The organism is Streptococcus sp. 27098_8_82, from assembly GCF_041431615.1.
GTDB classification, from domain to species: Bacteria; Bacillota; Bacilli; order Lactobacillales; family Streptococcaceae; genus Streptococcus; species Streptococcus sanguinis_K.
Map to the genome: position 1 here is coordinate 42,334 of NZ_JAPVYB010000010.1, position 26,055 is coordinate 68,388.

At 43.5% G+C, this 26,055-nt stretch carries 29 protein-coding genes; 25 read left to right on the forward strand and 4 right to left on the reverse strand.

Going from position 1 to position 26,055, the window contains the following annotated elements; translation table 11 throughout:
- Nucleotides 1–20: 20 nt before the first annotated feature.
- From folK to O3627_RS11090, 9 genes are all read left to right on the forward strand, one after another.
- Entirely contained in the window at nt 21–833 is an 813-nt protein-coding gene (folK, locus tag O3627_RS11050) for a 2-amino-4-hydroxy-6-hydroxymethyldihydropteridine diphosphokinase (RefSeq protein ID WP_371621434.1), read from the forward strand.
- 94 nt (nt 834–927) lie between these two features.
- Nucleotides 928–1,635: an ABC transporter ATP-binding protein gene (locus O3627_RS11055; RefSeq protein ID WP_125382165.1), complete on the forward strand. Its 708-nt coding sequence runs from the start codon at nt 928–930 to the stop codon at nt 1,633–1,635.
- A gap of 1 nt (nt 1,636) precedes the next feature.
- Nucleotides 1,637–2,425, forward strand: coding sequence for a lantibiotic ABC transporter permease (locus O3627_RS11060; RefSeq protein WP_125382163.1), 789 nt, complete (start codon nt 1,637–1,639; stop codon nt 2,423–2,425).
- Nucleotides 2,425–3,147 carry a lantibiotic ABC transporter permease gene (locus tag O3627_RS11065; RefSeq protein WP_125382162.1) on the forward strand — a complete coding sequence of 241 codons (723 nt, stop codon included), beginning with the start codon at nt 2,425–2,427 and terminating at the stop codon, nt 3,145–3,147. The genes O3627_RS11060 and O3627_RS11065 overlap by 1 nt, the downstream gene beginning before the upstream one ends.
- 12 nt (nt 3,148–3,159) lie before the next feature.
- On the forward strand, nt 3,160–3,858 hold the full coding sequence (locus O3627_RS11070; RefSeq protein ID WP_125382160.1) for a response regulator transcription factor: 699 nt from the start codon (nt 3,160–3,162) through the stop codon (nt 3,856–3,858).
- Nucleotides 3,825–4,862, forward strand: coding sequence for a HAMP domain-containing sensor histidine kinase (locus tag O3627_RS11075; protein ID WP_125382159.1), 1,038 nt, complete (start codon nt 3,825–3,827; stop codon nt 4,860–4,862). Before O3627_RS11070 ends, O3627_RS11075 begins: the two co-directional genes overlap by 34 nt.
- A 147-nt stretch (nt 4,863–5,009) precedes the next feature.
- Entirely contained in the window at nt 5,010–5,213 is a 204-nt protein-coding gene (locus O3627_RS11080; protein WP_002896748.1) for a helix-turn-helix transcriptional regulator, read from the forward strand.
- Nucleotides 5,210–5,374: a hypothetical protein gene (locus O3627_RS11085; RefSeq protein WP_185756102.1), complete on the forward strand. Its 165-nt coding sequence runs from the start codon at nt 5,210–5,212 to the stop codon at nt 5,372–5,374. The genes O3627_RS11080 and O3627_RS11085 overlap by 4 nt, the downstream gene beginning before the upstream one ends.
- A 9-nt stretch (nt 5,375–5,383) precedes the next feature.
- Nucleotides 5,384–5,818, forward strand: a complete 435-nt coding sequence (locus O3627_RS11090; RefSeq protein ID WP_125382157.1) for a hypothetical protein — start codon at nt 5,384–5,386, stop codon at nt 5,816–5,818.
- A 53-nt stretch (nt 5,819–5,871) separates the two neighbouring features.
- On the opposite strand, the gene O3627_RS11095 is transcribed toward O3627_RS11090, so the two are convergent.
- Entirely contained in the window at nt 5,872–7,356 is a 1,485-nt protein-coding gene (locus O3627_RS11095; protein ID WP_125382156.1) for a DUF1846 domain-containing protein, read from the reverse strand.
- A gap of 119 nt (nt 7,357–7,475) precedes the next feature.
- Nucleotides 7,476–8,540: a glutamyl aminopeptidase gene (pepA, locus tag O3627_RS11100; protein WP_111676713.1), complete on the reverse strand. Its 1,065-nt coding sequence runs from the start codon at nt 8,538–8,540 to the stop codon at nt 7,476–7,478.
- A 170-nt stretch (nt 8,541–8,710) separates the two neighbouring features.
- On the opposite strand from pepA, the gene O3627_RS11105 reads away from it, so the two are divergent.
- From O3627_RS11105 to ytpR, 3 genes are read left to right on the forward strand one after another with little or no spacing between them, the layout of a single operon-like run.
- The gene (locus O3627_RS11105) at nt 8,711–8,998 is read left to right on the forward strand and encodes a DUF4651 domain-containing protein (protein WP_002903480.1); all 288 of its coding nucleotides are present in this window, start codon (nt 8,711–8,713) and stop codon (nt 8,996–8,998) included.
- Nucleotides 8,995–9,330 carry a thioredoxin family protein gene (locus tag O3627_RS11110; protein ID WP_002903478.1) on the forward strand — a complete coding sequence of 112 codons (336 nt, stop codon included), beginning with the start codon at nt 8,995–8,997 and terminating at the stop codon, nt 9,328–9,330. The genes O3627_RS11105 and O3627_RS11110 overlap by 4 nt, the downstream gene beginning before the upstream one ends.
- Entirely contained in the window at nt 9,327–9,953 is a 627-nt protein-coding gene (gene ytpR / locus O3627_RS11115) for a YtpR family tRNA-binding protein (protein ID WP_002903477.1), read from the forward strand. Before O3627_RS11110 ends, ytpR begins: the two co-directional genes overlap by 4 nt.
- A gap of 498 nt (nt 9,954–10,451) precedes the next feature.
- Here ytpR and O3627_RS11120 read toward each other — a convergent pair whose 3' ends face one another.
- The gene (locus O3627_RS11120) at nt 10,452–11,039 is read right to left on the reverse strand and encodes a hypothetical protein (protein WP_002911087.1); all 588 of its coding nucleotides are present in this window, start codon (nt 11,037–11,039) and stop codon (nt 10,452–10,454) included.
- 129 nt (nt 11,040–11,168) lie between these two features.
- Here O3627_RS11120 and O3627_RS11125 point away from each other — a divergent pair, with 129 nt between their 5' ends.
- The 13 genes from O3627_RS11125 (at nt 11,169) to O3627_RS11185 (ending at nt 23,842) form a co-directional block, all read left to right on the forward strand.
- On the forward strand, nt 11,169–11,564 hold the full coding sequence (locus O3627_RS11125) for a single-stranded DNA-binding protein (RefSeq protein ID WP_002896737.1): 396 nt from the start codon (nt 11,169–11,171) through the stop codon (nt 11,562–11,564).
- A 280-nt stretch (nt 11,565–11,844) separates the two neighbouring features.
- The gene (locus O3627_RS11130; protein WP_002903471.1) at nt 11,845–12,831 is read left to right on the forward strand and encodes a substrate-binding domain-containing protein; all 987 of its coding nucleotides are present in this window, start codon (nt 11,845–11,847) and stop codon (nt 12,829–12,831) included.
- Entirely contained in the window at nt 12,831–14,144 is a 1,314-nt protein-coding gene (locus tag O3627_RS11135; protein WP_002907421.1) for a sensor histidine kinase, read from the forward strand. The genes O3627_RS11130 and O3627_RS11135 overlap by 1 nt, the downstream gene beginning before the upstream one ends.
- Nucleotides 14,137–14,820, forward strand: coding sequence for a response regulator transcription factor (locus O3627_RS11140; RefSeq protein WP_002896732.1), 684 nt, complete (start codon nt 14,137–14,139; stop codon nt 14,818–14,820). Before O3627_RS11135 ends, O3627_RS11140 begins: the two co-directional genes overlap by 8 nt.
- Nucleotides 14,817–16,100 carry an ABC transporter substrate-binding protein gene (locus O3627_RS11145; protein WP_371621435.1) on the forward strand — a complete coding sequence of 428 codons (1,284 nt, stop codon included), beginning with the start codon at nt 14,817–14,819 and terminating at the stop codon, nt 16,098–16,100. The genes O3627_RS11140 and O3627_RS11145 overlap by 4 nt, the downstream gene beginning before the upstream one ends.
- Nucleotides 16,101–16,320: 220 nt before the next feature.
- Complete coding sequence (locus O3627_RS11150) at nt 16,321–16,758, forward strand: PTS sugar transporter subunit IIA (protein ID WP_002919851.1); 438 nt, start codon at nt 16,321–16,323, stop codon at nt 16,756–16,758.
- Between the two features lie 43 nt (nt 16,759–16,801).
- Nucleotides 16,802–17,296 (forward strand): PTS sugar transporter subunit IIB, encoded by a 495-nt coding sequence (locus O3627_RS11155; RefSeq protein ID WP_002919850.1) that lies wholly within the window; start codon nt 16,802–16,804, stop codon nt 17,294–17,296.
- Nucleotides 17,297–17,323: 27 nt separating this feature from the next.
- Complete coding sequence (locus O3627_RS11160) at nt 17,324–18,169, forward strand: PTS mannose/fructose/sorbose/N-acetylgalactosamine transporter subunit IIC (RefSeq protein WP_371621436.1); 846 nt, start codon at nt 17,324–17,326, stop codon at nt 18,167–18,169.
- On the forward strand, nt 18,153–19,007 hold the full coding sequence (locus O3627_RS11165) for a PTS system mannose/fructose/sorbose family transporter subunit IID (RefSeq protein ID WP_002896727.1): 855 nt from the start codon (nt 18,153–18,155) through the stop codon (nt 19,005–19,007). The genes O3627_RS11160 and O3627_RS11165 overlap by 17 nt, the downstream gene beginning before the upstream one ends.
- A 94-nt stretch (nt 19,008–19,101) precedes the next feature.
- Nucleotides 19,102–19,392: a hypothetical protein gene (locus O3627_RS11170; protein ID WP_002901670.1), complete on the forward strand. Its 291-nt coding sequence runs from the start codon at nt 19,102–19,104 to the stop codon at nt 19,390–19,392.
- Between the two features lie 203 nt (nt 19,393–19,595).
- Nucleotides 19,596–19,877, forward strand: coding sequence for a co-chaperone GroES (gene groES / locus O3627_RS11175; protein ID WP_002896725.1), 282 nt, complete (start codon nt 19,596–19,598; stop codon nt 19,875–19,877).
- A 23-nt stretch (nt 19,878–19,900) separates the two neighbouring features.
- The gene (gene groL / locus O3627_RS11180; protein ID WP_002914472.1) at nt 19,901–21,523 is read left to right on the forward strand and encodes a chaperonin GroEL; all 1,623 of its coding nucleotides are present in this window, start codon (nt 19,901–19,903) and stop codon (nt 21,521–21,523) included.
- Between the two features lie 465 nt (nt 21,524–21,988).
- Nucleotides 21,989–23,842, forward strand: a complete 1,854-nt coding sequence (locus O3627_RS11185) for a Cna B-type domain-containing protein (protein WP_371621437.1) — start codon at nt 21,989–21,991, stop codon at nt 23,840–23,842.
- A gap of 872 nt (nt 23,843–24,714) precedes the next feature.
- Here the strand turns inward: O3627_RS11185 and O3627_RS11190 are convergent.
- The gene (locus O3627_RS11190; RefSeq protein ID WP_000209242.1) at nt 24,715–25,860 is read right to left on the reverse strand and encodes a low temperature requirement protein A; all 1,146 of its coding nucleotides are present in this window, start codon (nt 25,858–25,860) and stop codon (nt 24,715–24,717) included.
- Nucleotides 25,861–26,055: the final 195 nt, after the last annotated feature.

Below are 26,055 nucleotides of genomic sequence, written 5' to 3' on the forward strand. Positions count from 1 at the left end.
GAATCAGAAAGGATAAGAAAATGGATCAGCTACGCATTAAGGATTTGGAAGTGTATGCCTATCACGGTCTGTTTGGAGCGGAGAAGGAATTGGGCCAGCGTTTTGTGCTGGATCTTATTTTGGACTATGATATGACTTGGGCTGCCAAAACAGGTGACCTGACAGCTTCTATCCACTATGGAGAATTGGCTCAGGATTTGACCCACTGGTGTCAGGAAAGCAAGGAAGACTTGATTGAGACGCTGGCTTATAAGCTGATTAATCGGATTTTTCTGACTCATCCTTTGGTGCAAAAGGTCAGCTTTGAGGTCAAGAAGCCTTGGGCACCGGTTCCGCTGCCTTTAGAGACCTGCTCAGTCAAGCTAGTGCGTCAAAAGCGGAAAGCATTTATCGCTCTGGGGAGCAATCAAGGCAGCCCAGCTGCCAATCTGGATGCAGCTCTGGAAAAGATGGCAGAGCAAAATATAAGAATTTTGCAGGCATCAAGCCGTATCCAGACGGAGCCTTGGGGTGGGGTTGAGCAGGATCCGTTTCTCAATCAAGTTGTTGAAATTGAGACTTGGCTCAATCCTGAGGAATTAATGCAGACGCTCTTGGCTATCGAAGCGGATTTAGGGCGCGTGCGAGAGATCAAATGGGGACCGCGCGTGATTGATCTGGATATCCTTTACATAGGACAAGAAGAGATATACAGTCCAGATTTGATTGTTCCTCATCCTTATGTGGCTGAGAGGGCTTTTGTCTTGCAATCTCTGGTGGAAATCGCCCCACACTTTGTCGATCCCGTGCAGAAAAAAAGCACCCGCCAGCTCTGGGATGCGGTTGAAAAATGAGAAAAGAAACTTGTCGTAAGGCAAGTTTTTTCATTGTCTGAACTTTCTCTGAACTTGCCCCTATATACTGAAGAAAAATCAAAAGGAGTTCAGTATGGAACATATAGTGAAAATAGAAGGAGTCTGCAAAAAGCATGGCAGCAAGCAGATTTTAGAAGATATTTCTTTTACAGCTAGAAGCGGTCGGATTACAGCTTTTCTAGGCCCGAATGGTGCTGGTAAAAGTTCGACCTTGAGGATTCTCTTGGGATTGGATCGGGCGACGTCTGGGACTGCGACTTTTGATGGGCAAACCTATCAGTCAATGACCTATCCGCTCAGAACGGTAGGTGCAGCCTTTGACGGCATTGGCGGTCTGCCAAATCGAAAGGTCTATGACCACTTGAGAATTATTGCGGCGAGTAATGCTATTCCCAAGTCTCGGATCGATGAGGTTTTGGAGATGACTGGAATCGCTCATAAGAGAAAGGATCTCTTGTCAAGCCTGTCTCTGGGGGAAGGTCAGCGCTTGGGTTTGGCAGCAGCTTTGCTGGGTGATCCTCAGTTTCTTATATTAGATGAGCCGACCAATGGACTGGATCCAAGTGGGATCAAGTGGTTTAGAAAGTTCATCCGTCAGCAGGCTGATTTAGGGAAAACGGTACTTCTATCTTCTCATATCCTATCAGAGGTGCAAATGGTGACAGATGATGTAGTCTTGATTCATCATGGGCGAATTATTGAGCAGGGACAATTGGAAGAGGTGCTGCAAGATTCAGACAGTCTAGAAGAACTCTTCTTTGATTTGACAGAGGAGGTTTAAGATGAAAGAAATGATGTCCTTACTGCATTCAGAATGGTTGAAAATTAGCTCAACCAAGGCTTTCAAAGTGAGTATGGCCTTCATGCTGCTATTGGTGCCTGCCGTATCTTGGCTGGAGGGTCGACAGTATTTATCTGTCGGCTTGGATGCCACGCCTGAGACGGTTCCCGGTCTGGCAGAAGCCATTGACCCGCTGGAATATCTAGGCCTCAATGGGGCTTCTATGGCAGGCATGGTTTTGGTCATCTTAGCTGGAATTTTGGGAGCTATGGAATTTCAGTCTCATAGCTTGAGAACCAGTCTCTTGACCTGTAATAACCGCCTGAAGTTGCTTGTGGGGAAACTCATGACCTTTGCTTGCTTTTCTCTTGCCACTAGCTTTTTATCAATCTACTGTAGTTATATGGTCATGCACCTAGCTTTAGGAAAGGAAGGGCTTGATCCGATTCTGCTCAATCAGGCAGCTTGGAGTCTGATTTTGTGGAAAACCTTATCTCTAACCTTATTAGGAATCCTTTCATTTTTGTTAGGTTTATTGGCTCGGACCATGCTGGTTCCTCTTCTTTTTCTCGTGCCCCAAATCTATAATTTAGGAAACTACCTAGCTGCTCACACGAGTTGGGGGGCTTATTTGCCACAGCCAGCAGGAGAGTTGTTTGCTGCAACGCCAACTTCCCAATATGCCAACAATCCCTTGCAAGGACTGTTGATACTTGGTGCATGGTTACTAGTCATTGGCGGTATGACCTCTCTGCGCTTTTTGAAGACGGATTTAGGAGGGCGATACTGATGATAAAAGCTCTGCTTAAAAGTGAATGGATTAAGTTTCGTTCTTACTATCTCGCTCTTGGTGCAGCCTTGGTGGCTCTGGTAATCGTTCCATTTTTTCTGATGAATCTTGACTACAGTCAGACAGCAGTTGGCCAGACGAAGGCTCTGAGCGAGGCTTTGCATGCCCTCTATCTGGCGCAGCCTGTCATCGTCATCTTTACTTCGCTCTATTTTGCCCAAGAGTTTGTCAAGTCTGGGATGCGAACGAATTTTCTAACTGTATCAAATAGAAAGGCTTGGTTGGCTGGGAAATTCCTTTTTCTGTTCTTGCTGCTCTTGGTTCTCTATAGTGTCATTATAAGTAGCTGTTTCTTTGTTATGCTGGCTCGTTTTGACCTAGACTTTAGCTGGTCCTTACTGGGGAAATTCCTTTATTACAGCTTTTTTGGTCTTCTCAGCAATCTTTTTCTGGCTTTTTTAACTGCCGGCCTCGCTTTGCTCTTTCAATCTTGGGTTGTGCCGGTGTCGGTGCTCTTTCCTCTCTTGATTGGTCTCAGCCGTTTATTGGCAACGTTCATCAAGGAAGCAAAATACCTGCCCGACCTGGCTACGCTAAATCTTTTTGAGTATGAAGGGCTTCAGCATTCAATAGATTTATCAGGTCTGGGGATACAGCTGTTCTGGCTAGCTTTGGTTTGGAGCTCTGCTATATTCTTAACCTTGAAACGAGATGTTCGCTAGAGGTATGCTATAATGGAAATTATGAGACAGTATCGTATTTTGGTGGTTGATGACGACCGGAGCATTTTGAAGCTAGTGAAAAATGTCCTAGAGCTCGACGCTTATGATGTGACGACGCTTGATCGGATAGAAGAGCTAGAGCTGACGAATTTTGTCGGATATGACTTGATTCTACTGGATGTGATGATGGAGCCTGTTAATGGTTTTGAGCTGTGTTCCTATATTCGTCCTCATCTTTCGTGTCCAATCATCTTTCTGACGGCCAAGGAGTTGGAGGCGGACAAAGTGGAAGGGCTCTTTCGTGGAGCAGATGACTATATTGTCAAGCCTTTTGGGACCAAAGAATTGCTGGCGCGTGTCAGGGCTCATTTTCGGCGGGAGGAAAGACGGGAGGAGCGATATTCTGAAATTGCTTCTTGTCAATTTTATCCAGAGCGCTATGAAGTTGCCTGTTTTGGTAAAGTCTTGAAATTTTCAGAGCGAGAGTTTAAGTTGCTGCATTTACTAGCTAGCAATCCCAAGCAGACCTTTTCAGCTGAACGCCTGCATACCTTGCTTTACCCAGAAAGCTCAGAAACACAGCTTCGCTCCATCTCAGAATACGTATATCAGATTCGCCAAAAATGCAAACAAGAAGGGCTGCAAGCAATCGCAACAGTGAGAGGAGTAGGCTATAGATGGCAATTAGAACCCGAAATTTCAAAGGCCTAGTCTGGACAACCAGTTTAAAAATCGTCTTTTTCCATGTTTTGATTTTTGTGCTTATAGGCTATGAATTTACGCAAGGAAGTAATCACGTTCTTTTCACCTTGTTCTTTTGGGCAGGGAGCTTGCTGCTGATTACTTTTTATCATATTTTGAAATTGCTCCGAAAAATCGACAGGGAAATAAAAATGCTAAAGAGCGAGAAGCTTTTAGAAGAAAATCAAAGTCAGCTTTTTCGGATTGAGGAAATGCTAGAAGTCTACAGCGATTTACGGAGCAGCCACCAAGAAAATGCTCGTCTTCTAGAAAGAGAGCAGCAGCATAATCAGGAGTTGATTTTACAGCTATCAGCGACATCGCACGATTTGAAGACGCCCCTAACTGTGATTAAGGGGAATGCTGAGCTCTTGGAGTTGGCGCAGTTGGGCCAGCCACAGGCAGACTATGCTACTGAGATTTTGCAGGCTAGTCACAAGATGGAAGAGTATTGTGGCTCTTTGATTGATTACGCTAAGACCTTTCAGATTGATTCTAATCAGTTCAGTCAGCTTTCCTTAGGGGACTTTTTGGCTTATCTCCAGGACGATTGGGCACTGTTCAGCAAACAGGAAAGCTATCGTTTCTACCTCCAAGAAGATTGTGAGCTTAGTCTGATTTTGTCAATTCATTTGGACTATCTCAAGCGAGCTTTGCTCAATATTTTACTGAATGCGCTTGAACATGCTAATCAGGACCAAAAGGAAGTGAAGCTGACGGTATCAGTGCAGCAGGACCAGTTGGTTTTTGCTATCTGGAACAACGGCCCTGCATTTTCAGAGGAGATGCTGCTGGGAGCGGAACAGCTCTTTTATCAGAGTGACCAAAGCCGCAATTCAGCTAATCCCCATCATGGTATCGGCTTAGCCTTTTCTAAGCAGGTAGCTCTCTTGCACGGTGGTCATCTGACCCTGCTCAATCCAGACCAAGGAGGAGCCTGTGTCGAGTTGACTGTAGCTTTGGAAAGCAAATAACAAAGGAAGTTAATAAAGATACTAAAAGGACTGAAATATTTAAAGTTTCAGTCCTTTTTTGCCGCTTTATTCTTGACAAAATATGTAAAGGAAACTATACTATGTTTGAAAAATAAAGTTTGTTTTACATAGCAAAAGGAGGCAGCCTTGGAAAATCGAATTCAAGAATTACGAAAAAGAAAAAAGCTCAGCCAGGAAGAACTGGCTGAGAAGCTAGAGGTCACGAGACAAACAATTATTTCTTTGGAAAAGGGCCGCTACAATGCTTCGCTCCTTTTGGCTCATAAAATTGCATCCTTTTTCAATTTAAGGATTGAAGAAGTGTTTCTCTTTGAGGAGGATGAATCATGAAATGGACTTATATGCTCAAATGGGGACTAGGTTTCTTAATAGTCCTTGTCTTGATCTTTCTTCATTTGCAGTTCGATTTTATCCCTAAGGAAATCCTGCCTGTTGTGGGAATGATCTTGATTGTGCTGATCTTGAAAATTTTTCAAGCGTATGAAAAATAGGAGGCCGACATGGAAACATTAACTAAACAAGAATTTCGAAAAAAACTTCAAAAGAAAGTTATCGTGGGACGTATCTTAACCTTTATCATCTTGGTAGGATTGGCCTGGAGCCACTTTCATTCTCTGAATGATCAGCAGGAAGGAGTCATGGTCGGCATACTGCTGGGGCTTTCTTTGATGACTATTCGCTATAATCTTGCCCTAAGACGGGAGGAAAATTTTGAGAAGTTCTACATTCAGGTGACTGATGAGCGTAATCGCATGATTGACGAAAAGACTCGTACTTTGCTTTTTAATATCCTTTTGCTGCTGGCAGCGTGCTTGAGTGTTCTGTCCATGATTTTCCCAATCATCTTAAGTCTCAATCAGTTTCTGACCGTGACCATTATTCTGGTTTTGGGACTTTACTATCTCTTGCGTTTTCTCCTATCTAAGCGTTATTAACAAAAAAGCTGGCAGAGCCAGCTTCCTCAACAAGCTTTTAACAGAGCTTGTTTTTATTTTCTGTAAAGTCGATCATACTGGTAAACGGGGTCCATTGTAACATGGATGCCTAGTTTGCGCAGGACGTTTTTGTCTTCATCAGTCAGAGTGACGGTGGAGTGGGCCTCGCTGCCCTTGAGATTGCCGAGTTGTTGCATAGCATTTGCCGCATCTTGATTTTCCATGGCTGTGATTGCCAGAGCCATCAAGATTTCGTTTGAGTGGAGGCGAGGATTGCGGCTGCCCAGATGATTGATTTTCAGGCCTTGGATTGGCTTGACATACTCAGGTTCAATCAGCTTGGTCTCTTTGGCAATATCGGCTAATTTCTTAATAGCATTAATCAATACAGCTGCTGTAGGACCAAAGAGTTCAGAGGTTTTACCAGTTACGATTTCACCGTTTGGTAATTCCAAGGCCAGAGCAGGCTCGCCAGTGCTTTCAGCCTTATCGCGCGCAACAACTGTTACTTTACGGTCCAGTGGTGTGATGCCTAGGTCATTCATCAAGAGTTCGATTTTCTTGACAGCAGATTCAGAAACGCGCTCCGCCTTGAAGTCCAGAATCGTCTGGTAGTAGCGACGGATGATTTCCTGCTGAGATGCCTCGATAGCTGCATCATTATCTACAATGGCAAAGCCGACCATGTTGACACCCATATCCGTTGGAGAAGCATAGGGTGATTTTCCAAGGATGCGCTCTAGCATACGTTTGAGGACTGGGAAAATTTCAATATCACGGTTATAGTTGACTGTAGTCTTGCCATAGGTTTGCAGGTGGAATGGATCAATCATGTTGACATCGTCGAGGTCTGCCGTCGCTGCCTCATATGCTAAATTGACCGGATGGTGCAGGGGCAGATTCCAAACGGGGAAGGTTTCAAACTTGGCGTAGCCTGATTTGATGCCATTGATTTGGTCATGATACATGTTGGACAAGCAAGTGGCCAATTTACCAGAACCAGGACCAGGTGCGGTCACTACGACTAGATTACGGCTAGTTTGGATGTAGTCGTTTTTCCCCATACCTTCAGGTGAGATGATATGGTCCATATCGGTCGGATAGCCCTTGATTGGGTAGTGGATGTAGGAGGCGATGCCATTCTTTTCCAGCTGGCTGCGGAAGAGGTCCGCCGCCGGCTGACCGGAATACTGGGTGATGACCACTGAGCCTACATAAATATCCAGCTCGTTAAAGGTATCAATTAGTCGCAGCACTTCCTGGTCATAGGAAATACCCAAATCCCCACGCGCCTTAGAGTGCTCAATGTTGTTGGCATTGATAGCAATGACAATCTCTACTTGGTCTTTGAGCTCTTTGAGCAGTCTGATTTTATTGTCTGGCTCATAGCCTGGCAGGACGCGGGCAGCATGGAAGTCTTCCAGCATTTTACCGCCGAATTCCATGTAAAGTTTGCCCTCAAATTGATTAATGCGCTCCAAGATATGGTCGCGCTGCAGGTTTAAGTATTTGTCAGAATCAAAAGCAATTTTTTTCATGTATATTTTCACCTCTGCTAAGCATTATAACAAAATTTTCTTCAAATTGGAAAGTTGAAAGGGAAAGTATCAGACAAAAGAGATAGCAGCCCGAATGAAGAACGGGCTGCTTTTTGAAATTAATAGTTGGTAATCGTGTCCACCGTTGAGCGATCCAGCTTTTTGACCAGAGCTTGCAGGAAGGCTTGGGCTTGCAGGAAATCGTCCATGGCATAAAGAGTTTGGTGGGAATGGATGTAGCGGGCGCAGACACCAATGGTAGTAGATGGTACGCCGCCGCTTTGGAGATGGGCAGCACCAGCATCCGTTCCGCCCTTACCGCAGTAGTATTGATACTTGATACCTGCTTCCTCAGCAGTTGTCAAGAGGAAGTCCTTCATAGCTGGCAGCATGAGATGACCAGGGTCAAAGAAGCGAATTAGCGTTCCGTCGCCGATGGCCCCTTGACCACCGTAGATGTCACCCGCTGGGGAGCAATCCACAGCCAGAAAGACTTCAGGGGCAAATTTTGTCGTTGAAGCATGGGCTCCACGCAGGCCAACCTCTTCTTGAACATTGGCGCCGACATAGAGTTGGCTGCCTAGTGGTTGACCAGACAAGGCTTGAGCCAATTCGCTGACCATTAGGACGCCGTAGCGATTGTCCCAGGCTTTGGAGATGATATTTTTACCGTTAGCTGTTAGAATAGCAGAGCTGTCTGGCACGATCGTGTCTCCTGGACGGATGCCGTAGCTTTCAGCTTCCGCCTTATCCACAAAGCCACCGTCAAAGACAATATCTGCAATCTGTGGCATAACTGGTCCGCCAGATCCGCGCGTCAGATGAGGAGGGACAGAGCCTGAGATAAGAGGGATTTCCCGACCTTCACGGGTAAAGAGTTTGAAGCGTTGGCTGCTAACGACCAGTGGGTTCCAGCCGCCGATTTCCACTACGCGGAAGGTTCCGTCAGCTTTGATCTCGCTGACCATGAAGCCAACCTCGTCCATGTGGGCCGCTACCAATACACGGGGAGCATTTTCAGCTTCTGCATGGCGAACCCCAAAGATACCGCCCAGACCGTCGGTGACGACCTCATCGACATGCGGAGTGATTTTTTCCCGCAGGTAGCTGCGAACAGGTGCCTCGTGACCTGAAATAGCAGAAAGCTCTGTTACTTCCTTGATTTTTGAAAATAATGTTGTCATAAACTTACCTTCTTTCTGCTCCCTATTTTATCACTTTTTGCGGTAAATGAGTAGGAAAATCTTATAGCTTGCCTGAATCAAGAGGACTGCCCGCTTAGGAATCCAGCTTCTCCCAGGAAAATCTGGAATATTGTTTGTCGCCTCTGCTCTTTTGTGTTAAAATATTCTACATGAAAGCTAAAAAAATCATTTTAACCACAACCGCCCTTTTGGGGGCTGGAGCGCTGGCTTTTGGGGCAGCCAAAGTCGTACAGGAGCAGAAACGACTGCGTAATCGTGAGGAAATCGTCGAGCTTGTGCGAGATTTCTTTTCCAGTCAGGGTACTATTTCCTGCCTTTATGTCAAGCTATACGAGTCCACAGATGACCGCTTGGTTGGTGGTCTGGTCCTAGAGGATGACCGTCATTTTGCCTTTGTCTATGAAAATGGTCAGCTAAGCTACGAGGAAGAAGCATGATTATCCCTACAAATTTAGAGGGATTGGCTTCTTATGTCAATGATGGGGAGAAGACTGTCTTCTTTTTCACGGCTGAATGGTGCGGAGATTGCCGATTTATCCAACCTTTTTTGCCAGAGATAGAAGGGGAAAATCCTGACTATCGCTTTATCCAAGTGGACCGTGATGCCTATTTGGATCTGGCCAAAGAGTGGGACATTTACGGGATTCCCAGCTTAGTAGTGTTGGAAAAGGGACAGGAGATTGGCCGTCTGGTCAATCGTGACCGCAAGACCAAGAGCCAAATCAATGAATTTTTAGCTAGTATAAGAGAAAAAGGGAGCGTAAAATGATTTTTACCTATAATAAAGAATATGTCGGCGACGTGTTGATGATTATTGCTGCGGACAATCAAGGAGCTAAACTGGCAGCTGAGCGCAAGGGACGGGTAGCGCGTGTTTACCGCGAAGACAATGGCCAGACTGTTGCTTGGAATATTTTTGAGCAGTCAGACCTTTTTGAAATTGCAGAGCGCGGACAGGTCTTTTTGACAGATGAGCAAGTGGTCATTCTCAATCAGGAGCTAAGCAAGGAAGGATTCCCAGCGGACTTGGTCAATGACAGCCAGCCGAAGTTTGTGGTTGGAGAAATCGTTGATATGGTAGCTCATCCAGATAGTGATCACCTGAATATTTGCCAAGTGCAGGTAGCTGCTGATAAGACCGTTCAAATCGTGGCCGGTGCTCCTAATGCCAAAGTCGGCCTCAAAACGATTGTGGCTCTGCCGGGTGCTATGATGCCGAAAGGGAATTTGATTTTCCCGGGAGAACTTCGAGGCGAAAAGAGTTTTGGGATGATGTGCAGCCCACGGGAACTTCAGTTACCTAATGCGCCTCAAAAACGCGGCATCATTGAATTAGCCGATAGTGAACTAGTTGGAACCGCCTTTGATCCAGCCAAACATTGGCAGGGATAAGGGAGAGGATTCAACATCATAAAAAGCTCAGAAATGGGCGGGGTATCCTAATAACATCCGAAATATAAAATAGGGCGAAACGATTTGTGTAGTCGTTTCGCTCTTTTTTTATAGTAATAAATTTAGCGTTATAAATCTATCTCATGCTAATGCTAGAGAAAATAAATGATTAACAGATGAAAAATCAATCTAACACAATGATGAGTATAATGAATTTGCTTCTTACTCATTTTTCTGTCATAGAAAAAACTTACTGAGATCAAAATTAAAAGTATGGATATTAAAGTTTTCAGTAAAAAATTGAAGAAAAATAAATTCAGAAGGGTTAGGAAAAATAAAAATAAACTTACGATTAATGAGATTTTGGAGCTGCCAATCTTCTTTTTATAAGCAAAATAGGTTGAAAATAATAAGAGAATGGAGTAAACAAAAGCTATATAGTTCATTAGATATCCTCCGTAATCTAAAGTGATTTGTCTTAACAATCACAACACTGTCTCAAAAGAAGACACAGTCGCTATTACTTTGCGAGTCGGTTGATGATTGAGGAGTGGCTGTGGGAATCTGGCTCGGAGTGCTGTATTTGTATTGGTAGATAAGGCTGTTTAGGCTGTGGTCTTCCAATGCTTTGAGGCGCTTTCTCTTGAAAACAATGCCGATGAGCTGGCTGTCAGGATAGGCATAAATTTTGTGGTGGGGATGGTTAAAGGCTGCAAAGTCATGGAAACCGTCCTCCATCCAAAGACTAATCTCGGATTCTTCACTGTCTCGGCTGTAGCGAGCATGACTAATCTGCTGCATAGGAATGCAGTAGGTGGCAGCTGATAAGAGTCCGCTATAATAGTAGGTTACATTTTCGTGGTCAAAGGAGAGGATAGTCGCATGAATGGTTAGCCTGCGAATAGCAAAGATAAGGAGCAGTAAGAAGAAAGCAGCAACCAGCAGACTAAGGACAAAGAAACTAGTGTCTTTGTAGGGGTTGGAGCTAGTTAGGTAGTCTACGGCAGCCCAGGCAGAAAAACCTCCGAACCACAGAGAAATCAGGATAAAAATAAGATTTTTCACAGGGGAATGTTTAATGGCCATCGGAGCCTCCATTATACAAATCTAATAGGAAGGGGACAAAAAGCTGCAACTTTCCTTTTTATCTATACTATACCACATTTTTTTCACTTTTTGCCTCCTTTTACGAATGATAAGTTAGGAGGATATAAAATGTATAATAAAGTAATTGTAATCGGCCGGCTGACGGCTACGCCTGAACTGCACAAGACTGCGAATGAAAAATCTGTGGCCCGCGCAACGGTCGCGGTTAATCGTCGTTATAAATCTCAGAGTGGTGAGCGTGAAGCGGATTTTGTAAATGTCGTTGTCTGGGGTCGTCTAGCTGAGACTTTAGCCAGCTATGCAAGTAAGGGCAGCTTGATTTCTCTGGATGGTGAGCTACGGACTCGTCGCTATGAAAAGGAGGGGGCGACACATTATGTGACAGAGGTGCTCTGTCATAGCTTCCAGCTGCTGGAAAGTCGGGCCCAGCGCGCTCTGCGTGAAAATAATAGCGGAGCTGATTTAGCAGATTTGGTGTTGGAAGAAGAGGAACTTCCCTTTTAAGCAAGAAGCAAAGACTGGGAAATGACCTTGCTCTAAAAAATCAACATTCAGTTTTGCAGGATACAAGATCTGTTTGACTGAAAGTCTATTTCTATCAAGCTTTTAAAAGTTTAATTATGATTGTCGAGGTGGGACCAAGAATCAAAAATCATGGATTTTTTAGATTCTGTCTCGCCTCTTTTATTATAGCCATTTCTGGAAAGATTTTGCTTTTTGGTAGCTTTGTAATATAATAATCCTATATGTTTCATAAAGGCGCTTACGGCATAGGGGGTGAAAAATGGTATCAACTAAGGTCAAAAAACGGATACAGCATTATCAGAAGAAGGCTCTCTGGCCGCTTTTCATTCTGCTTATCTTGGTTTTGCTTTTTGTTTATTTCAAGGGCGTTCTGCCAGATGAGAAGCAGGTCAAGATTGGGGTGACCTACATGACCATGAACAATGACTTTTACAAGACCTTAAATGCGGAGCTGGAGAAGAAAACCAACCAGCAGGGCAGCAGGCTCTACGTTCGGGATCCTGAGCTGGATGAGGGCAAGCAGAGCCAGCAGATTGACTTTTTTGTCCGAGAAAAGGTTGATGTCATTGTCATCAATCCGGTGAAAAGCAATAGTCCAAGTATCATTTCCTCTCTTCAAAAGGCCAAGAAAGCTGGTATTAAAATCATCGTAGTAGATGCGCCTATCAGTCAGGATGTAAAAGTGGATACGACTATTGTGTCTGATAACTACCAAGCAGGCGTCCTGATTGCCCAGGACATGATGAAGCGTCTGCCTTCTGCCAATATTCTCCTTCTAGAGCACCGCAATGCCGTCTCTGCCATGGACCGGATTCAGGGATTTATTGATACGATTGAAAAACAGCCTAGCTACAAGATTATTTCCCAGAAAGAAACACTAGGCCAGACTGAGGAAACCATGCCGCAGGTCAAAGGGGCTCTGGATGAAGGTTTAGACTTTAATGTAGTTATGGCGCTCAATGATCGAGCAGCCATCGGGGCCTTGGCTGCTATTAAAAATCAAGGTCTTGATAAGAAAATCTCAATCTATGGCGTGGATGGTTCACCAGATATCAAAAACTTTCTGGCTACGACTAGCGACATAGAGGGGACCGTGGCCCAATCGCCCATTCAGATGGGACGCAAGGTGGCGCAGGTAATTGAGCTGATGCAAGAGGGGAAATCCTACGACAGCCAATACCTGATTCCAGTTCATCTGGTTAATAGGGATAATATCAGTCAATACACAGTTACAGGGTGGCAATAATGAGACCTCAAAAAAGTATATTTTACAGCAAAATAGCCTTGATGGTCATCAATCTGGTTGCCATTGTCTATAATGCGTCCATCTATCTCTTTGCGACCAACTATGTAGCAGCTAAGGGCTTCAGTCACTCGCTTTTGGAGCGTTTGGATGCCATTCCGGGCTCTCCCAGCTTGATTTTCTGGGTATCAATTAGTCTGTATGCCTGTCTGCTTTTGGTCATGTACTATCGCGAGCGCCACCCCAATCAGCTGTCCGTCTATGACAAGGCGACCATTATTGAAATCCTGCTCATGCTGGTCATCTTTTCCGTATTACACTCGTCCTACAATGGCTTGATTCTCTTGGTGTTTGCGGATATTTTCTATGGCTCTAAGGAGTTCAATTCTTCCAAGGACAAGAAGTACTGGTTTTCTTTCATTATTTTGAGCTTTGGCATGCTGCTCTTGTCCAACTATGACCTCATGTCGCTCTTTATCAAGCTGCCTTCTCTAGATACCTATATTCGTTTTTACCCAGAGTCCGTCCGGTTGTTACTGCTTTTTGGCAAGAACTTTCTCTACTCCCTCAATATAGTTGTCTTTATGATTTCCTTGCTCTTCTATATCTTGTCGGCTATTACAGAGCGTCATCGGATTGAGGAAGAGCTGCGCATGGCTTCTCAGGCCAATCGCGAGTTGAACTCTTATCTGGCCTTGTCCGAAAAAATAGCAGAAGATCGAGAGCGGAAGCGGATTGCAAGAGAGATTCACGATACATTGGGCCATGCCCTAACGGGAATTTCGGCGGGTATTGATGCGGTCAAGGTCTTGGTTGATATTGATACCAATCGGGCTAAGGAGCAGCTCAATAATGTTTCAGTCGTCGTTCGAGACGGTATCCGTGATGTCCGAGGCTCGCTCAATAAGATGCGACCAGGAGCTCTGGAAAATAACACTTTGAAGGAAGCTCTGATTAAGATTATACGTGAGTATGAAGCCATCTCCAATTTGGAGATTCATCTCCGCTACGAATGGGATAATATTGACTTGGATATTGCCAAGGAAGACATTGTCTTCCGGGTGATTCAGGAGTCTATTACCAACTCTGTCCGCCATGGGCATGCCAAGACTATCTGGATTGAGCTACTGGAGGAAGAGTCCTATGTAATGACCATTCAGGATGATGGTGTTGGCTTTGATGAACTCCACTATGGCTATGGCCTCAAGCAGATGCAGGAGCGTCTAATGATTATTGGCGGAAGCGTCCGATTTGAAAATCGGGACGGTTTCTACACGCATATCGAAATCCCAAAAATAGGAGGAAGACATGATTAAGGTTTTAATAGCAGACGATCAGGCCTTGATTCGCGAGTCTCTGCAAATCATCCTGTCAGCCCACGCAGATATTGAGGTGGTCGGGACGGTCGGAGACGGCAAGGAAGTGCTGGAAAAGCTTCATCGGGTACGCCCAGATGTGATTCTGATGGATATTCGCATGCCAGTCATGGACGGTGTTCTCTGTACTAAGGCTGTCAAAGAGCAGTATCCGGATGTTAAGATTATCATTCTGACGACCTTTGATGACGATGAATTTATCTTCTCCGCTCTCAAATACGGTGCGTCTGGTTACATTCTCAAAGGGGTTTCGACAGAAGAACTTCACGAAGCCATTCAGACAGTCTATCGGGGCGGAGCTATGATCAATCCTAATATTGCCACCAAGGTCTTCAAAATCTTTTCACAGATGGCCCAGTCCAATTTTGCTATTACAGTGACGGAGGAAAATATAGAGGACATGAGCCGGACGGAGTGGAAGATTATTCAGCAGATTGGCTTCGGGATTTCGAATAAAGAAATTGCTGCCAAGCTCTTTCTATCAGAAGGGACAGTCCGAAATTACCTGTCAGGTATCTTAGCCAAGCTCAACTTGCGCGACCGAACCCAGCTGGCTATCTGGGCTGTGCAGACTGGAGTCACCCAGAGAGATTTTAGTAAGGAAAGCGACAAATGAAGTGGAGACTGAGACATTTGGCCCTGCTGGTTGTCCTGATTATATCTGTTGCTTTGGCTTTTGTCTTTTGGGCCTCAGCTCAGGAAAAAGTCCTGCGTATCGGCGTCTATGCTGGCTCCAGCTGGGATGTACCTAACAGCCGCGAAAACAGGGCCTTGGACAGCCTGATTAAAAAATTTGAAAAGACGCATCCTCATGTCAAGGTCGTCTATGAAAGCGGGATTCCCAAGGATGATTATGCTGACTGGCTGGCAGAGCAAGTCTTGAAAGGCGAGCAGCCGGATCTCTTTATGGTACCGGAAAACGACTTTAGCATGTTGGCTTCGACTGGCGCGCTTAAATCCTTGGATACCCTCCTAACAGATGATGAACGAAGGGCCTTTTATCCGGTGGCTTATGAAGCCGGGCAATATCAGGGAGTCAGCTATGCTCTTCCAGTTGAGAGCAATCCCATCATGATGTGTGTCAATAAAGACCTGCTTGAAAAAGAAGGGATTAGCATTCCTGAGTCAGGTTGGACCCTGGCGGATTTCTATGAGATTTGCAAGAAAGTAACCAAGGATACCAATGGCGATGGTGTGGTGGATCAGTACGGTATTACGGATTACACTTGGCAGCAGGCTTTGGTAGCTTATGGCGGCCATCTTACCGATAAATCCGGTATCAATGTAGACAGCTCAGAGATGCACCAAGCCTTGGCCTTTATGAGCAAGCTAGACATGCTCAGCCAGCACTATAAGGTGACTTCTAATGACTTTGATGAGGGACGGGTGGCCTTCTATCCTATGAGTCTGGCTCAGTATCGGACCTACAAGCCCTACCCATACCATGTTGCCAAGTATTCTAGCTTTTCTTGGACCTGTATCCCGATGCCGACAGCCAATAGCCAGGTGATGGGAACACAGGTCAAGACCTCGCTCTTTGCCATGTCTTCCAATAGTAAGCAAGAGAAGCTGGCTTGGGAATTTATGCTCTTGCTATCACAGGATAAAGAAAGTCAGCAGGCCTTGTTTGAAAAATCGCAGGGGACCTCAGTCTTACCATCTGTGGTGAAAAGTCAACAGGCTAGAGAAATCTTACAGGCTGATGATTTTGGCTTGGATTCCTTGACTTCTGAGAGGCTAGACCACATGATGAATCGCTCCATCATTGACATCAGTCTGGAAGTGGACCGTCATACGATGGACCGGATGGACTATCTGATTCAAAATGCTATGCAGAATCAAGAGATTGATAGTGCCTTGCCGAGCATTCAAAGAGAAATAGAAAGCGGAAAATAATCTGCTTTCTTTTTTATTGCTAATTAAGCCAGAAAAAAGCACAGCTGACTAGACCAATATGACAATTGTCATATTTTTCCTAACAAATGTCATCTGGGCAAAATGACATTTGACAATATGAAACCGGTTCCATATTCTGTACAATAAAATCATCAATAAATCCTTCGTCATCTAAAGCCTGACTTGGCTAAGAAGTTGAAGGATAAAGGAGGCAGGAAAGATGAAATACCTTGTACTGGTCAGCCATGGGGGACTGGCTGCAGGCGTGCAGAGTTCCTTGAAGATGTTTGCTGGAGACAAGACGGATCAGGTGATTGCGGTCGGTCTTCAGGAAGGTAAGTCAGTTGATGATTTTGCAGTTGATTTTACTCAGGCCTTGTCTGGCTTAAGCGCTGATGACAGTGTCTTAGTTCTGGCTGATATTGTAGGAGGCAGTCCTCTGACGACAGCAGCTAGCGTCTTAGCTGACATGGGTAAGCTCGACTCAGCAGTTATCTTGGGAGGTTTGAACCTGACCATGGGACTTACTGGCTTGGTTATGAAAGACATCTTGGACGGAAAAGAGCTGGCTCAGGCCATCCTTTCCGAGGCCACAGCTGCTTTGCAGGAATTTGAAGTCGTAAGCGATGCAGCTGACGAAGATGAAGACGACATTTAGTGCTTCCGCTATACATTATAAAAGATAAAAGGAGATTTTAAAGATGACAGTATCATTTGTACGGATTGACGACCGCATGATCCACGGTCAAACAGTCACTCGCTGGGCTAAGGAATACCCTTGTGATGGCTTGATTGCAGTTAATAATGCTGCGGCAGGAAACAAGGTTTTGATTCAGGCCTACAAGGGAGCTTCTGACAAGAAGACTTTTGTTTGGACCAAGGAAGCCTTCAAGGAAAAATCAGGCAAGGTCACAGAGTCAGATAGTCGCTATTTCCTCATTACGAAAAATCCTGTGGATATGAAGGAAATCCTAGTGGACCAAGGTTTTGTACCTGGGGATGTTAAGGAAATCATCGTCGGTCCTGCTAATGACCGTCCGGGAGCTGTTAAGCTGGGCAACAACCAGTCCATCACCCAGGAAGAGGCAGAAGCGATTGAGGCAATGGAAAAAGCTGGTTACAAAGTCAAATTCCAGCTCTTGCCTGATGTTTCCATCGGTTACTGGAGCGATTTCAAGTCTAAATTTGGTTTTTAATTACAATAATGAAAAGGAGAGTCTATTATGACAATTTCTTGGCTGCAAGCCGCTTTACTGGGTCTTTTTGCTAGTTTAGCTTCTATGCCTGGTATGGGTGGTTCTAGTATTGGTAACTACACTCTGGGACGTCCTCTGGTCGGAGGCTTGATTAGTGGCTTGATTCTTGGAGATTTAAAAACAGGGATTATGGTTGGGGTAGCCCTTCAGGTCCTCTATATCGCTCTGGTAACACCAGGTGGTACAGTTTCCGCTGACGTGCGGGCGATCTCTTACATTGGGATTCCTCTTGCAATCTTATTTGTTCACTCTAAAGGCATCACCTCTGAATCTGCTATCGCTGCAGCAGCTGCACCAATCGGAGCAGCAGTTGGTACTATCGGTACAGTTCTCTTCTATGGAACAGCCACTACAAACTTGCTTTGGCAGCACATTGGCTGGAAAGCTGTTGAAAAAGGCGAATTCAAAAAGCTTTACGCTGTTGACTGGGTCTATCCTTGGATTTCCCACTTTGTCTTCTCTTTCCTCCCAACCATGATCATCACGAAGTTTGGTCCGAATATGGTTGAACTGATGAAGACTCACCTGCCAATGGATGGCTTCATCATGAAATCCCTCTTTACAGTCGGAGCTCTTCTCCCATGTGTCGGTATTGCCATTCTTTTGAAACAAATCGTTACCAAGGCTACTGACTTTATCCCATTCTTTGTGGGCTTCACCTTGGCTAAATCACTTGGTCTTAATTTGGTTGCCAGTGCAGTTGTTTCATTGATTTTTGCAGTAATTTACTATGAATTGGAAGTAATCAAATCAGCTCGAGTAACCGCGCCGGCTGGTGGAACTGACTTTGATGACGATGAGGAGGATATCTAAGATGGCTGAAAGAAAGAAAATAACTAAAAAGACTTTAGCGAAATCATTCCACCATTGGTACTATGGTCATTTGACTTGCTTCTCTCAAGAGCACATGCAGACTTTCGGCTACTTGACCTCTATGCTGCCAATCGTGGAAGAACTCTACAAAGACAAAGCAGAGCAGAAAGAAGCTATGCAGACCTATACAGCTTTCTTCAATACAGAACCTCAGCTCGGGGCTTTGGTAGTGGGGATTACAGCTGGTTTGGAAGAAGCGCGTGCCAATGGTGACGCTGTTGACGGCGAAACTATCAATGGTATGCGTGCCGGTCTCATGGGACCTATCGCGGGTATCGGTGATTCTTTGGTGGTTGGAACTTTGATTCCAGTTCTGCTGGGGATTGCCCTTGGCCTCTCTAAAGGTGGAAATCCTATCGGCGCTCTCTTCTACATCCTTGTCTGGAATGTTCTCATCTATGGCGGTATGCGCTTTGCCTACTTCAAAGGCTATGAATTAGGGGACAAGGCGGTAGAGTTCCTTGTAGGACCTAAAGGACAGGCGCTTCGTAAGGCAATCAGTGTCATTGGTGGTATGGTTATCGGGGCAGTTGCTGCAACTTGGGTCTCTGTAACGACTTCATTAGAGCTGAAAAATGCTGATGGCGAAGCCTTCCTGAAGCTGCAAGAAAAGATTGACGGTGTTTATCCAGGGCTCTTAACAGCTGGCTTTATCACTCTTTGCTGGTGGCTGATGGCTAAGAAAAAGGTATCACCAAACCTTGTTATGCTCCTCTTGGTTGTCATTGCTTTGATTGGTGTAGCGCTTGGCATCTTTGACCCTCAACTTAAATACTAATTCTCGCTCAATTTTAGGCTGGCAGTAAGTCCGATTTGCAGCTAGTCTAATACAAATTTGTTTGAGCAGAGTAAAAGAAAGAACGGAGAAGATCATGACAGAACAAGAATTGATTCAAGGCTATGAAACAGAAATTCACTACCAGAAGCATATGATTGAAAATCTAGGACGCTGGTTCAGTCTCTTCTTTGCCATTGCCAGCATCGGTCTTGTTCTGATTTATCTCTTTCATGAGACCAATCTCCTAGCACTGATTGCAGGAATCGTCCTAGCTCTACTAGGAATCTTAGCCATGCTTTTGTTTGGCTATGGTATCTATAGAGGACGCCTAAATCTGCAAAAAGTGATTGATGATTTTGAAGCAAAACTAAAACTTGCAAGATAGACATTCCCCCTAAAGACAAGTCTGAGAGGATTTTAGCTCGGACTTGTTTTTTTGAGTTTAGGGCCAAGTTAAGAAAAAATAAAATTTTTCTTTCATCTAGCCGGTTTTTTTCTTGACTATTTCTGACCAAGTGATAAAATAATAACTATAGATTAGCACTCGATAGTTTAGAGTGCTAAAAATTCAATCTTTGGAGGAAAACTATGTTAAAACCATTAGGAGACCGTGTGGTCTTGAAAGTAGAAGAAAAAGAGCAGAAAGTTGGCGGATTTGTCATTGCGGGCAACGGCCAAGCAGCGACTAAGACAGCTGAAGTTGTAGCAGTCGGTCAAGGTATTCGTACTTTGAACGGTGAGCTGGTAGCCCTGAGTGTCAAGGAAGGGGACAAGGTTCTCGTAGAAAATCACGCAGGCGTGGAAGTCAAGGACGGAGATGAAACTTATCTCTTAGTCAGTGAAGCCAATATTCTAGCAGTTGTCGAGTAAGATTAGAAGAGAGGAATAATAAAATGGCAAAAGATATTAAATTTTCAGCAGATGCAAGAAGCAGTATGGTTCGTGGAGTTGACATCTTAGCAAATACTGTCAAGGTGACTTTGGGTCCTAAAGGCCGCAATGTCGTTTTGGAAAAATCCTTTGGCTCACCCCTTATCACCAATGACGGTGTAACCATTGCCAAGGAAATCGAACTGGAAGACCATTTTGAAAATATGGGCGCTAAGCTAGTGTCAGAAGTTGCTTCAAAAACCAATGATATTGCTGGTGACGGAACAACAACAGCAACTGTTTTAACACAGGCCATCGTTCGCGAGGGAATTAAGAATGTTACAGCTGGTGCTAATCCAATCGGTATCCGCCGTGGAATTGAAGCAGCCGTTGCAACAGCTGTTGAAGCCCTGAAATCTAACTCAGTACCAGTTTCCAACAAGGAAGCTATTGCTCAGGTTGCTGCCGTTTCTTCTCGCAGCGAGAAAGTCGGCGAGTACATCTCTGAAGCTATGGAAAAAGTTGGAAATGACGGCGTTATTACTATCGAAGAGTCCAAAGGGATGGAAACTGAGCTGGATGTAGTTGAGGGAATGCAGTTTGACCGCGGCTACTTGTCTCAGTACATGGTAACCGACAATGAAAAAATGGTAGCCGAACTGGACAATCCTTACATCTTGATTACTGACAAGAAAATTTCTAATATTCAAGAGATTCTGCCATTATTGGAAAATATCTTGAAAACTAACCGTCCGCTTTTGATTGTGGCGGATGATGTGGACGGTGAAGCTCTGCCAACACTTGTTCTTAACAAGATTCGAGGAACCTTTAATGTCGTAGCTGTCAAGGCACCTGGCTTTGGTGATCGTCGTAAGGCTATGTTGGAAGACATCGCTATCTTGACGGGCGGTACAGTGATTACAGATGATCTTGGTTTAGAGCTCAAAGACGCTACGATTGAAGCGCTTGGACAAGCTTCTAAAGTCACTGTTGATAAAGACAGCACTGTGATTGTAGAAGGTTCTGGTAATCCTGAAGCCATTGCTAACCGTGTGGCAGTCATTAAGTCACAGATTGAAAGTAGCACTTCTGAGTTTGACCGTGAAAAACTGCAAGAGCGCCTAGCTAAATTGTCTGGTGGCGTAGCTGTGATTAAGGTTGGAGCTGCAACCGAAACAGAACTTAAAGAAATGAAACTCCGCATCGAAGATGCCCTTAACGCAACCCGTGCAGCGGTAGAAGAAGGAATCGTTTCAGGTGGTGGTACTGCCTATATCAACGTACTGGATGCTGTCGCAGGTCTTGAGTTGGCAGGGGATGAAGGGACTGGACGTAACATCGTTCTTCGCGCCTTGGAAGAGCCTGTTCGTCAAATCGCTCTGAATGCAGGCTTTGAAGGTTCAATCGTCATTGACCGTCTGAAAAACTCTGAAGTTGGTACAGGCTTTAATGCCGCGACTGGCGAGTGGGTTAACATGATTGAGGCTGGAATCATTGACCCAGTTAAGGTGACTCGTTCAGCCTTGCAAAATGCCGCTTCTGTTGCCAGTCTTATCTTGACAACCGAAGCAGTAGTAGCTAATCAACCAGAACCAGCTAGCCCAGCTCCAGCTATGGATCCAGGAATGATGGGCGGTATGATGTAGAAAATAATGGATTATATATTCGTATAAATTAGGTATAATCTTTGTCTTATATTTATCAATTAGAAAACTGAGCAGATTTGTTCAGTTTTTTTATTGCGACTAGTTATGTAGCAAGCATTAATAATTATGCTTATTTTTAAAAACAAATTTATATATATGAATATTTATGGTCATATAATTCATATTTGTTCATTTATTATGCGGCCAAATATTACATTTTTGTTTCAAGAAAATACAAGAAGATGACGGAGGAAACGGTTTTCAATTCTTATATAACAAGGTTTTTGGAGAAATAAACTGGTTTACACATTGTCGACAAAAGCTGAACTGGTAAAGGTAAATAGTTGACTTATAGTCAATCGTATGCTAGTCTAATATATGTAGTATATTGGAAATGTAAAGGAATTTTAATATTTTTACATGTTCGATAAAAAGGAAAAAAGGAAAAAAACGGAGGGATTATTTATGAAAAGAATATCTCATACTATTGCGCGCTTTTTCTCAGTAGCCTTTGTGCTCCTCTTTAGCCTGTTTTCTAGCAGTCAATCTGCCAGAGCTAACACGGTAGACGATGTTATCACCTCAGTAAATGTTTACAATCAAAAGGGTGAAGAACTGACTGACGGCCTTTCCCCTTGGGAAAAATTTCAAATTGACGCAAACTTTGCCTTTAATTATGGCAAGGTTCAGCCAGGAGATACTACGACCATTGGACTTCCTGCTGAATTTGCCTTGGAGGGAGCTGATTTTGAAGTCAAAGATGATGACGGCAATCTCGTAGCGACAGCTGTTGTTGATGCAAGCTCTAAACAGCTTACACTGACTTATACAGACTATGTCCTGACTCGCTCTCATATTGAAGGAAAAGTTCATCTTTTAGCTCGCGTTGATCATACAGTAGCTAGAGATAAAGGCTCTATTCCTCTGAAACTTATCGTTGGTAAGAAGATTGTTGAGTATGGGAAAGTTGACTACAAAGGTCTTCCTGGCCAAGCAACTCCTTATACTTTCATAAAATACGGCTGGAATAATGCGGATAATATCAAGAGCATTACTTACAGCCTGAATATCAACCAACAAAATCAAGAACTGGATAATGTTGTTATTTCAGATACTCTGGGCTTTAATACCGGAGAAATTGATCTCAACAGCTTCCAAATTCTTAAAGGCTCATGGGTTGTTGACCCGGCTGATAACTCTTACCGACTAAGTCAGCAACGCGAGGATGTGACAGCAAATTATACGATTAATCTTGCTGCTGACAAGCGTTCCTTTACCATTAACATGGGGCATATCGGTGCCAATGAAGGCTTCTATGTTCGCTATCGTGTCAACTTCCCTACAGTTCCGACTGATGGAACACTCTTCCCGAACGAAGCAATCATGCGAGCAGATAATATCGAAGAGCAAAAATCTTCAGTTGCTGTCCGCTACCAACGTGCAAACGGCTATGCACATGGGGATGTCTATGGTGTGCAGGTGACTAAGAAAGATGAAGCTGGTAAAGCCCTAGCAGGTGCTGAATTCACATTGTACGATGAAGATGGTGTGACAATTGTTCAAAAAGCAACCAGTGATGCTAATGGGATTGCTTCTTTCAGCAACTTGATTAAGGAGCATTATCTGATTAAGGAAACCAAGGCACCAGAAGGTTACCAACTGTCAGATGAAGAGATTCAGGTTAATGCCGCTCAGCTCAAAAATTATGGTTCTGGTATTATTTACAAAGACTTTACCAACCGTAAGGCATTGATTACTGCTTCAGGTACCAAGACTTGGAATGATGACAACGATAAAGATGGCAAACGTCCAGACAAGATTACCGTTCGTCTCTATGCAAATGGCACTGAAGTTGCTCATAAAGAAGTTGGTCCGAATGATAAGGGTGAGTGGAAGTATGAGTTCACTGACTTGCCAGCGACTGGTGAAGATGGAAAAGATATTGTCTACTCAGTTACTGAAGACCGTGTTTATGGTTATACAGCTACTGTTGATGGTATGAACATTACCAATACACCAGTTCCAGGAGTTCCGCAGCCGCCGAAACCTAGCTCGGACAATAGCTCTAAGAGCAGCAGTAGTAGTTCCAGCTCTAGCTCAAGTAGCAGTAGCACGACTTCTAGCTCAAGCAGCACTACAGGAAGCACTGTTGTGATTATCGAATCAGATAATGGTACTGGCGGAGGAAATGCCTCTAATGTTGGAACCAAGAAAGTTCTCCCTAAAGCGGGTGAGAATGCTAGCTGGATCATGATTGCTGCTGGAGTAGCTCTAGTAGGCTTGGTAGGCTTCATTGTCTTCCGTGCGAAGAAGAAATAAATTTCATCTCTGTTCCCTTAAGGGGCAGAGATTTTTTACTCCAAACCCGGATTAGCAGTGGTCGCTTTTTAGAAAGCAGAAATAAGAATGTTTTTTACAATCAGTCACTATCTTGTATCCTTTTGTTAATCAAGACTGTGATGTTCCGTAATATAGTTGTTTTAAAATAAAAAGCAACTAAGATGTTTCCTAGAACAAATTAGTTGCTCAGAACTACGGGGAAGGCCGCTTGGATATGCAAGCGTGAGGCATATCTAAACTTGATATATAATCTTTCTTAATTCCTAAATCAAAAAAATTATAAGACGTCCTTAGGAATATGCTCGGTGTGTAACCATCTTTATCAGGTTTTCGTCAAACATATTTTGTTTCAGTCTTCTCTCGTAGTTTTTTTCTATGCGATGCCTCTCCTTTCTTGTGTCTAAAGGAAGGGGATTTTTTGTGTGGAAAATCTACTTTGAATTTAAGGAGATGATTGAGCTGAAAAAAGCGAAATTAAATAAGCAAAAAAACCTTGTAAATCAAGGCTTTTTCTTATCTATTTCTATGCCCCCTGCATGAATTTGTAAGAACTTTTCATATTGAAAATAAACAAAAATGTTGAAATATAGCTGATTTTAGGGAAATACTTTTAGGTATTTTCAATGTCAGGATTTAAAAATGGGGCAAAAGTGGGGCAAAAACAAATTAACGAAAAAAATATCGAGTTCGTGCATCAAGTAAATGATAAATTGCAAGAATAAGTGCAACATTTACTCGAACTCATCCTCTAGAGCTTCACTAGCAGTTCTGTAAGCTAAACATTTTCGTGGTCGGTGATTGATATCATATAAAGCCTTGGTTCCCAAAGCTTTTTTAATGCTATAAACTCATTAAAAGAACCCCCAGTTAGATTTGGAATATTTTTTATTCTGTGTCACATAAAAATAAATAAAATGAATGGCTATAGCTAGAGTAAAAATGGTTGCAATACTCAACACTGTTATAGGATTAGAAGCGAAAAGCAAAGAGAGAATCAAGGCAGCCAGATAGAGTGTCGCTTGAGCACAGTAGTAACTTCTCGGATAGCGAAGATAGTTTTTGTTATAGGGCCCATTTGCTAGGACAGCAGCTTGGAAGAGGCCAATTCCGATATAAAAGAAGCTGATTGCAACGAGAAGATTAGCCTCGGGATTCAGGAGATAACCCATCGAAACTGTCATCAACATAAGCCCGATGAAAATAGGATAGTGACTATAAATTACAAATAATCCCTTTTGACTAGATCCTTCATCAATAGCATGGTCAAATTCGCCAAAATAAAACAAGAACAGGGAAAGCATGATAACGAAATTGAGAACCGAATAAATCGAGAAATTCTCGACTGTAAAGAAGCTAGCTAGCCCAACAACCATCTCTCCAAACGTAATAATCACAAGAAGGGAGACGCGCTCGATTAAATGGGGAAGATTTACCTGGAAATGCTCATCTTTAGTAATCAAGAAAATTGGCACAATAAATGTTAGCAGAATACTAGCAATAAAGATATAGACTCCAACGTAAATAGGAAAAAGAGCTGCCAGATAGACTCCTAAACTTCCTAGACCTGTTAACCATAGAAAACCTTTGATACTTTCCCGATCAGTATTATCGGTTGATTTTCTAAAAAATTCAACCAAATATTGAAAAAATAAGGTAAGGGTCAATGTACCAACAGCCCAACAGGTATAATAGAACCATTGTTGCCAATTGTATCCAATCATATTGGACATAAAGAGCATAAGTCCCATGTTGATAAACATGATTACCATGTTAAATAACGAGTTTGTTCCATAGCGATTGGTATAAATGGTTTGAATCATCCAGGAATTGATGATAACCATGACAGAGATGAAGAAATCAAGTAAAGAATCCCAAGCCACAACACCGCTATGAAGAGGGTGAATTAAAGCAGTTGCTTTTGAAATTGCAAAAACAAACACTAGGTCATAAAATAGTTCTGAAAATTCTACACGTTTATGCTTAATAAGAGTTGTCATCTTAAGTCCTTTCTATTCTAGAAGTACAATTTATTATAACAGAAAATGGTAATGAGAGAAAAGGAGATGCTTAAATAACTTCATGTGACGCGAATTGTCAAAACCTTGGAGCACATTTACCTCATGTACCAACTCACAGGCAGAGTGTTTGATGATTGATAATGAAGAATAAGATTTTACAATAGAAAAGCGAGG

Bases quoted from the DNA above. Each gene is read 5' to 3' on its own strand.
- folK (WP_371621434.1), top strand. From the start codon at position 21: ATGGATCAGCTACGCATTAAGGATTTGGAAGTGTATGCCTATCACGGT.
- O3627_RS11055 (WP_125382165.1), top strand. From the start codon at position 928: ATGGAACATATAGTGAAAATAGAAGGAGTCTGCAAAAAGCATGGCAGC.
- O3627_RS11060 (WP_125382163.1), top strand. From the start codon at position 1,637: ATGAAAGAAATGATGTCCTTACTGCATTCAGAATGGTTGAAAATTAGC.
- O3627_RS11065 (WP_125382162.1), top strand. From the start codon at position 2,425: ATGATAAAAGCTCTGCTTAAAAGTGAATGGATTAAGTTTCGTTCTTAC.
- O3627_RS11070 (WP_125382160.1), top strand. From the start codon at position 3,160: ATGGAAATTATGAGACAGTATCGTATTTTGGTGGTTGATGACGACCGG.
- O3627_RS11075 (WP_125382159.1), top strand. From the start codon at position 3,825: ATGGCAATTAGAACCCGAAATTTCAAAGGCCTAGTCTGGACAACCAGT.
- O3627_RS11085 (WP_185756102.1), top strand. From the start codon at position 5,210: ATGAAATGGACTTATATGCTCAAATGGGGACTAGGTTTCTTAATAGTC.
- O3627_RS11090 (WP_125382157.1), top strand. From the start codon at position 5,384: ATGGAAACATTAACTAAACAAGAATTTCGAAAAAAACTTCAAAAGAAA.
- O3627_RS11095 (WP_125382156.1), bottom strand. From the start codon at position 7,356: ATGAAAAAAATTGCTTTTGATTCTGACAAATACTTAAACCTGCAGCGC.
- pepA (WP_111676713.1), bottom strand. From the start codon at position 8,540: ATGACAACATTATTTTCAAAAATCAAGGAAGTAACAGAGCTTTCTGCT.
- O3627_RS11105 (WP_002903480.1), top strand. From the start codon at position 8,711: ATGAAAGCTAAAAAAATCATTTTAACCACAACCGCCCTTTTGGGGGCT.
- O3627_RS11110 (WP_002903478.1), top strand. From the start codon at position 8,995: ATGATTATCCCTACAAATTTAGAGGGATTGGCTTCTTATGTCAATGAT.
- ytpR (WP_002903477.1), top strand. From the start codon at position 9,327: ATGATTTTTACCTATAATAAAGAATATGTCGGCGACGTGTTGATGATT.
- O3627_RS11120 (WP_002911087.1), bottom strand. From the start codon at position 11,039: ATGGCCATTAAACATTCCCCTGTGAAAAATCTTATTTTTATCCTGATT.
- O3627_RS11125 (WP_002896737.1), top strand. From the start codon at position 11,169: ATGTATAATAAAGTAATTGTAATCGGCCGGCTGACGGCTACGCCTGAA.
- O3627_RS11130 (WP_002903471.1), top strand. From the start codon at position 11,845: ATGGTATCAACTAAGGTCAAAAAACGGATACAGCATTATCAGAAGAAG.
- O3627_RS11135 (WP_002907421.1), top strand. From the start codon at position 12,831: ATGAGACCTCAAAAAAGTATATTTTACAGCAAAATAGCCTTGATGGTC.
- O3627_RS11140 (WP_002896732.1), top strand. From the start codon at position 14,137: ATGATTAAGGTTTTAATAGCAGACGATCAGGCCTTGATTCGCGAGTCT.
- O3627_RS11145 (WP_371621435.1), top strand. From the start codon at position 14,817: ATGAAGTGGAGACTGAGACATTTGGCCCTGCTGGTTGTCCTGATTATA.
- O3627_RS11150 (WP_002919851.1), top strand. From the start codon at position 16,321: ATGAAATACCTTGTACTGGTCAGCCATGGGGGACTGGCTGCAGGCGTG.
- O3627_RS11155 (WP_002919850.1), top strand. From the start codon at position 16,802: ATGACAGTATCATTTGTACGGATTGACGACCGCATGATCCACGGTCAA.
- O3627_RS11160 (WP_371621436.1), top strand. From the start codon at position 17,324: ATGACAATTTCTTGGCTGCAAGCCGCTTTACTGGGTCTTTTTGCTAGT.
- O3627_RS11165 (WP_002896727.1), top strand. From the start codon at position 18,153: ATGAGGAGGATATCTAAGATGGCTGAAAGAAAGAAAATAACTAAAAAG.
- O3627_RS11170 (WP_002901670.1), top strand. From the start codon at position 19,102: ATGACAGAACAAGAATTGATTCAAGGCTATGAAACAGAAATTCACTAC.
- groES (WP_002896725.1), top strand. From the start codon at position 19,596: ATGTTAAAACCATTAGGAGACCGTGTGGTCTTGAAAGTAGAAGAAAAA.
- groL (WP_002914472.1), top strand. From the start codon at position 19,901: ATGGCAAAAGATATTAAATTTTCAGCAGATGCAAGAAGCAGTATGGTT.
- O3627_RS11185 (WP_371621437.1), top strand. From the start codon at position 21,989: ATGAAAAGAATATCTCATACTATTGCGCGCTTTTTCTCAGTAGCCTTT.
- O3627_RS11190 (WP_000209242.1), bottom strand. From the start codon at position 25,860: ATGACAACTCTTATTAAGCATAAACGTGTAGAATTTTCAGAACTATTT.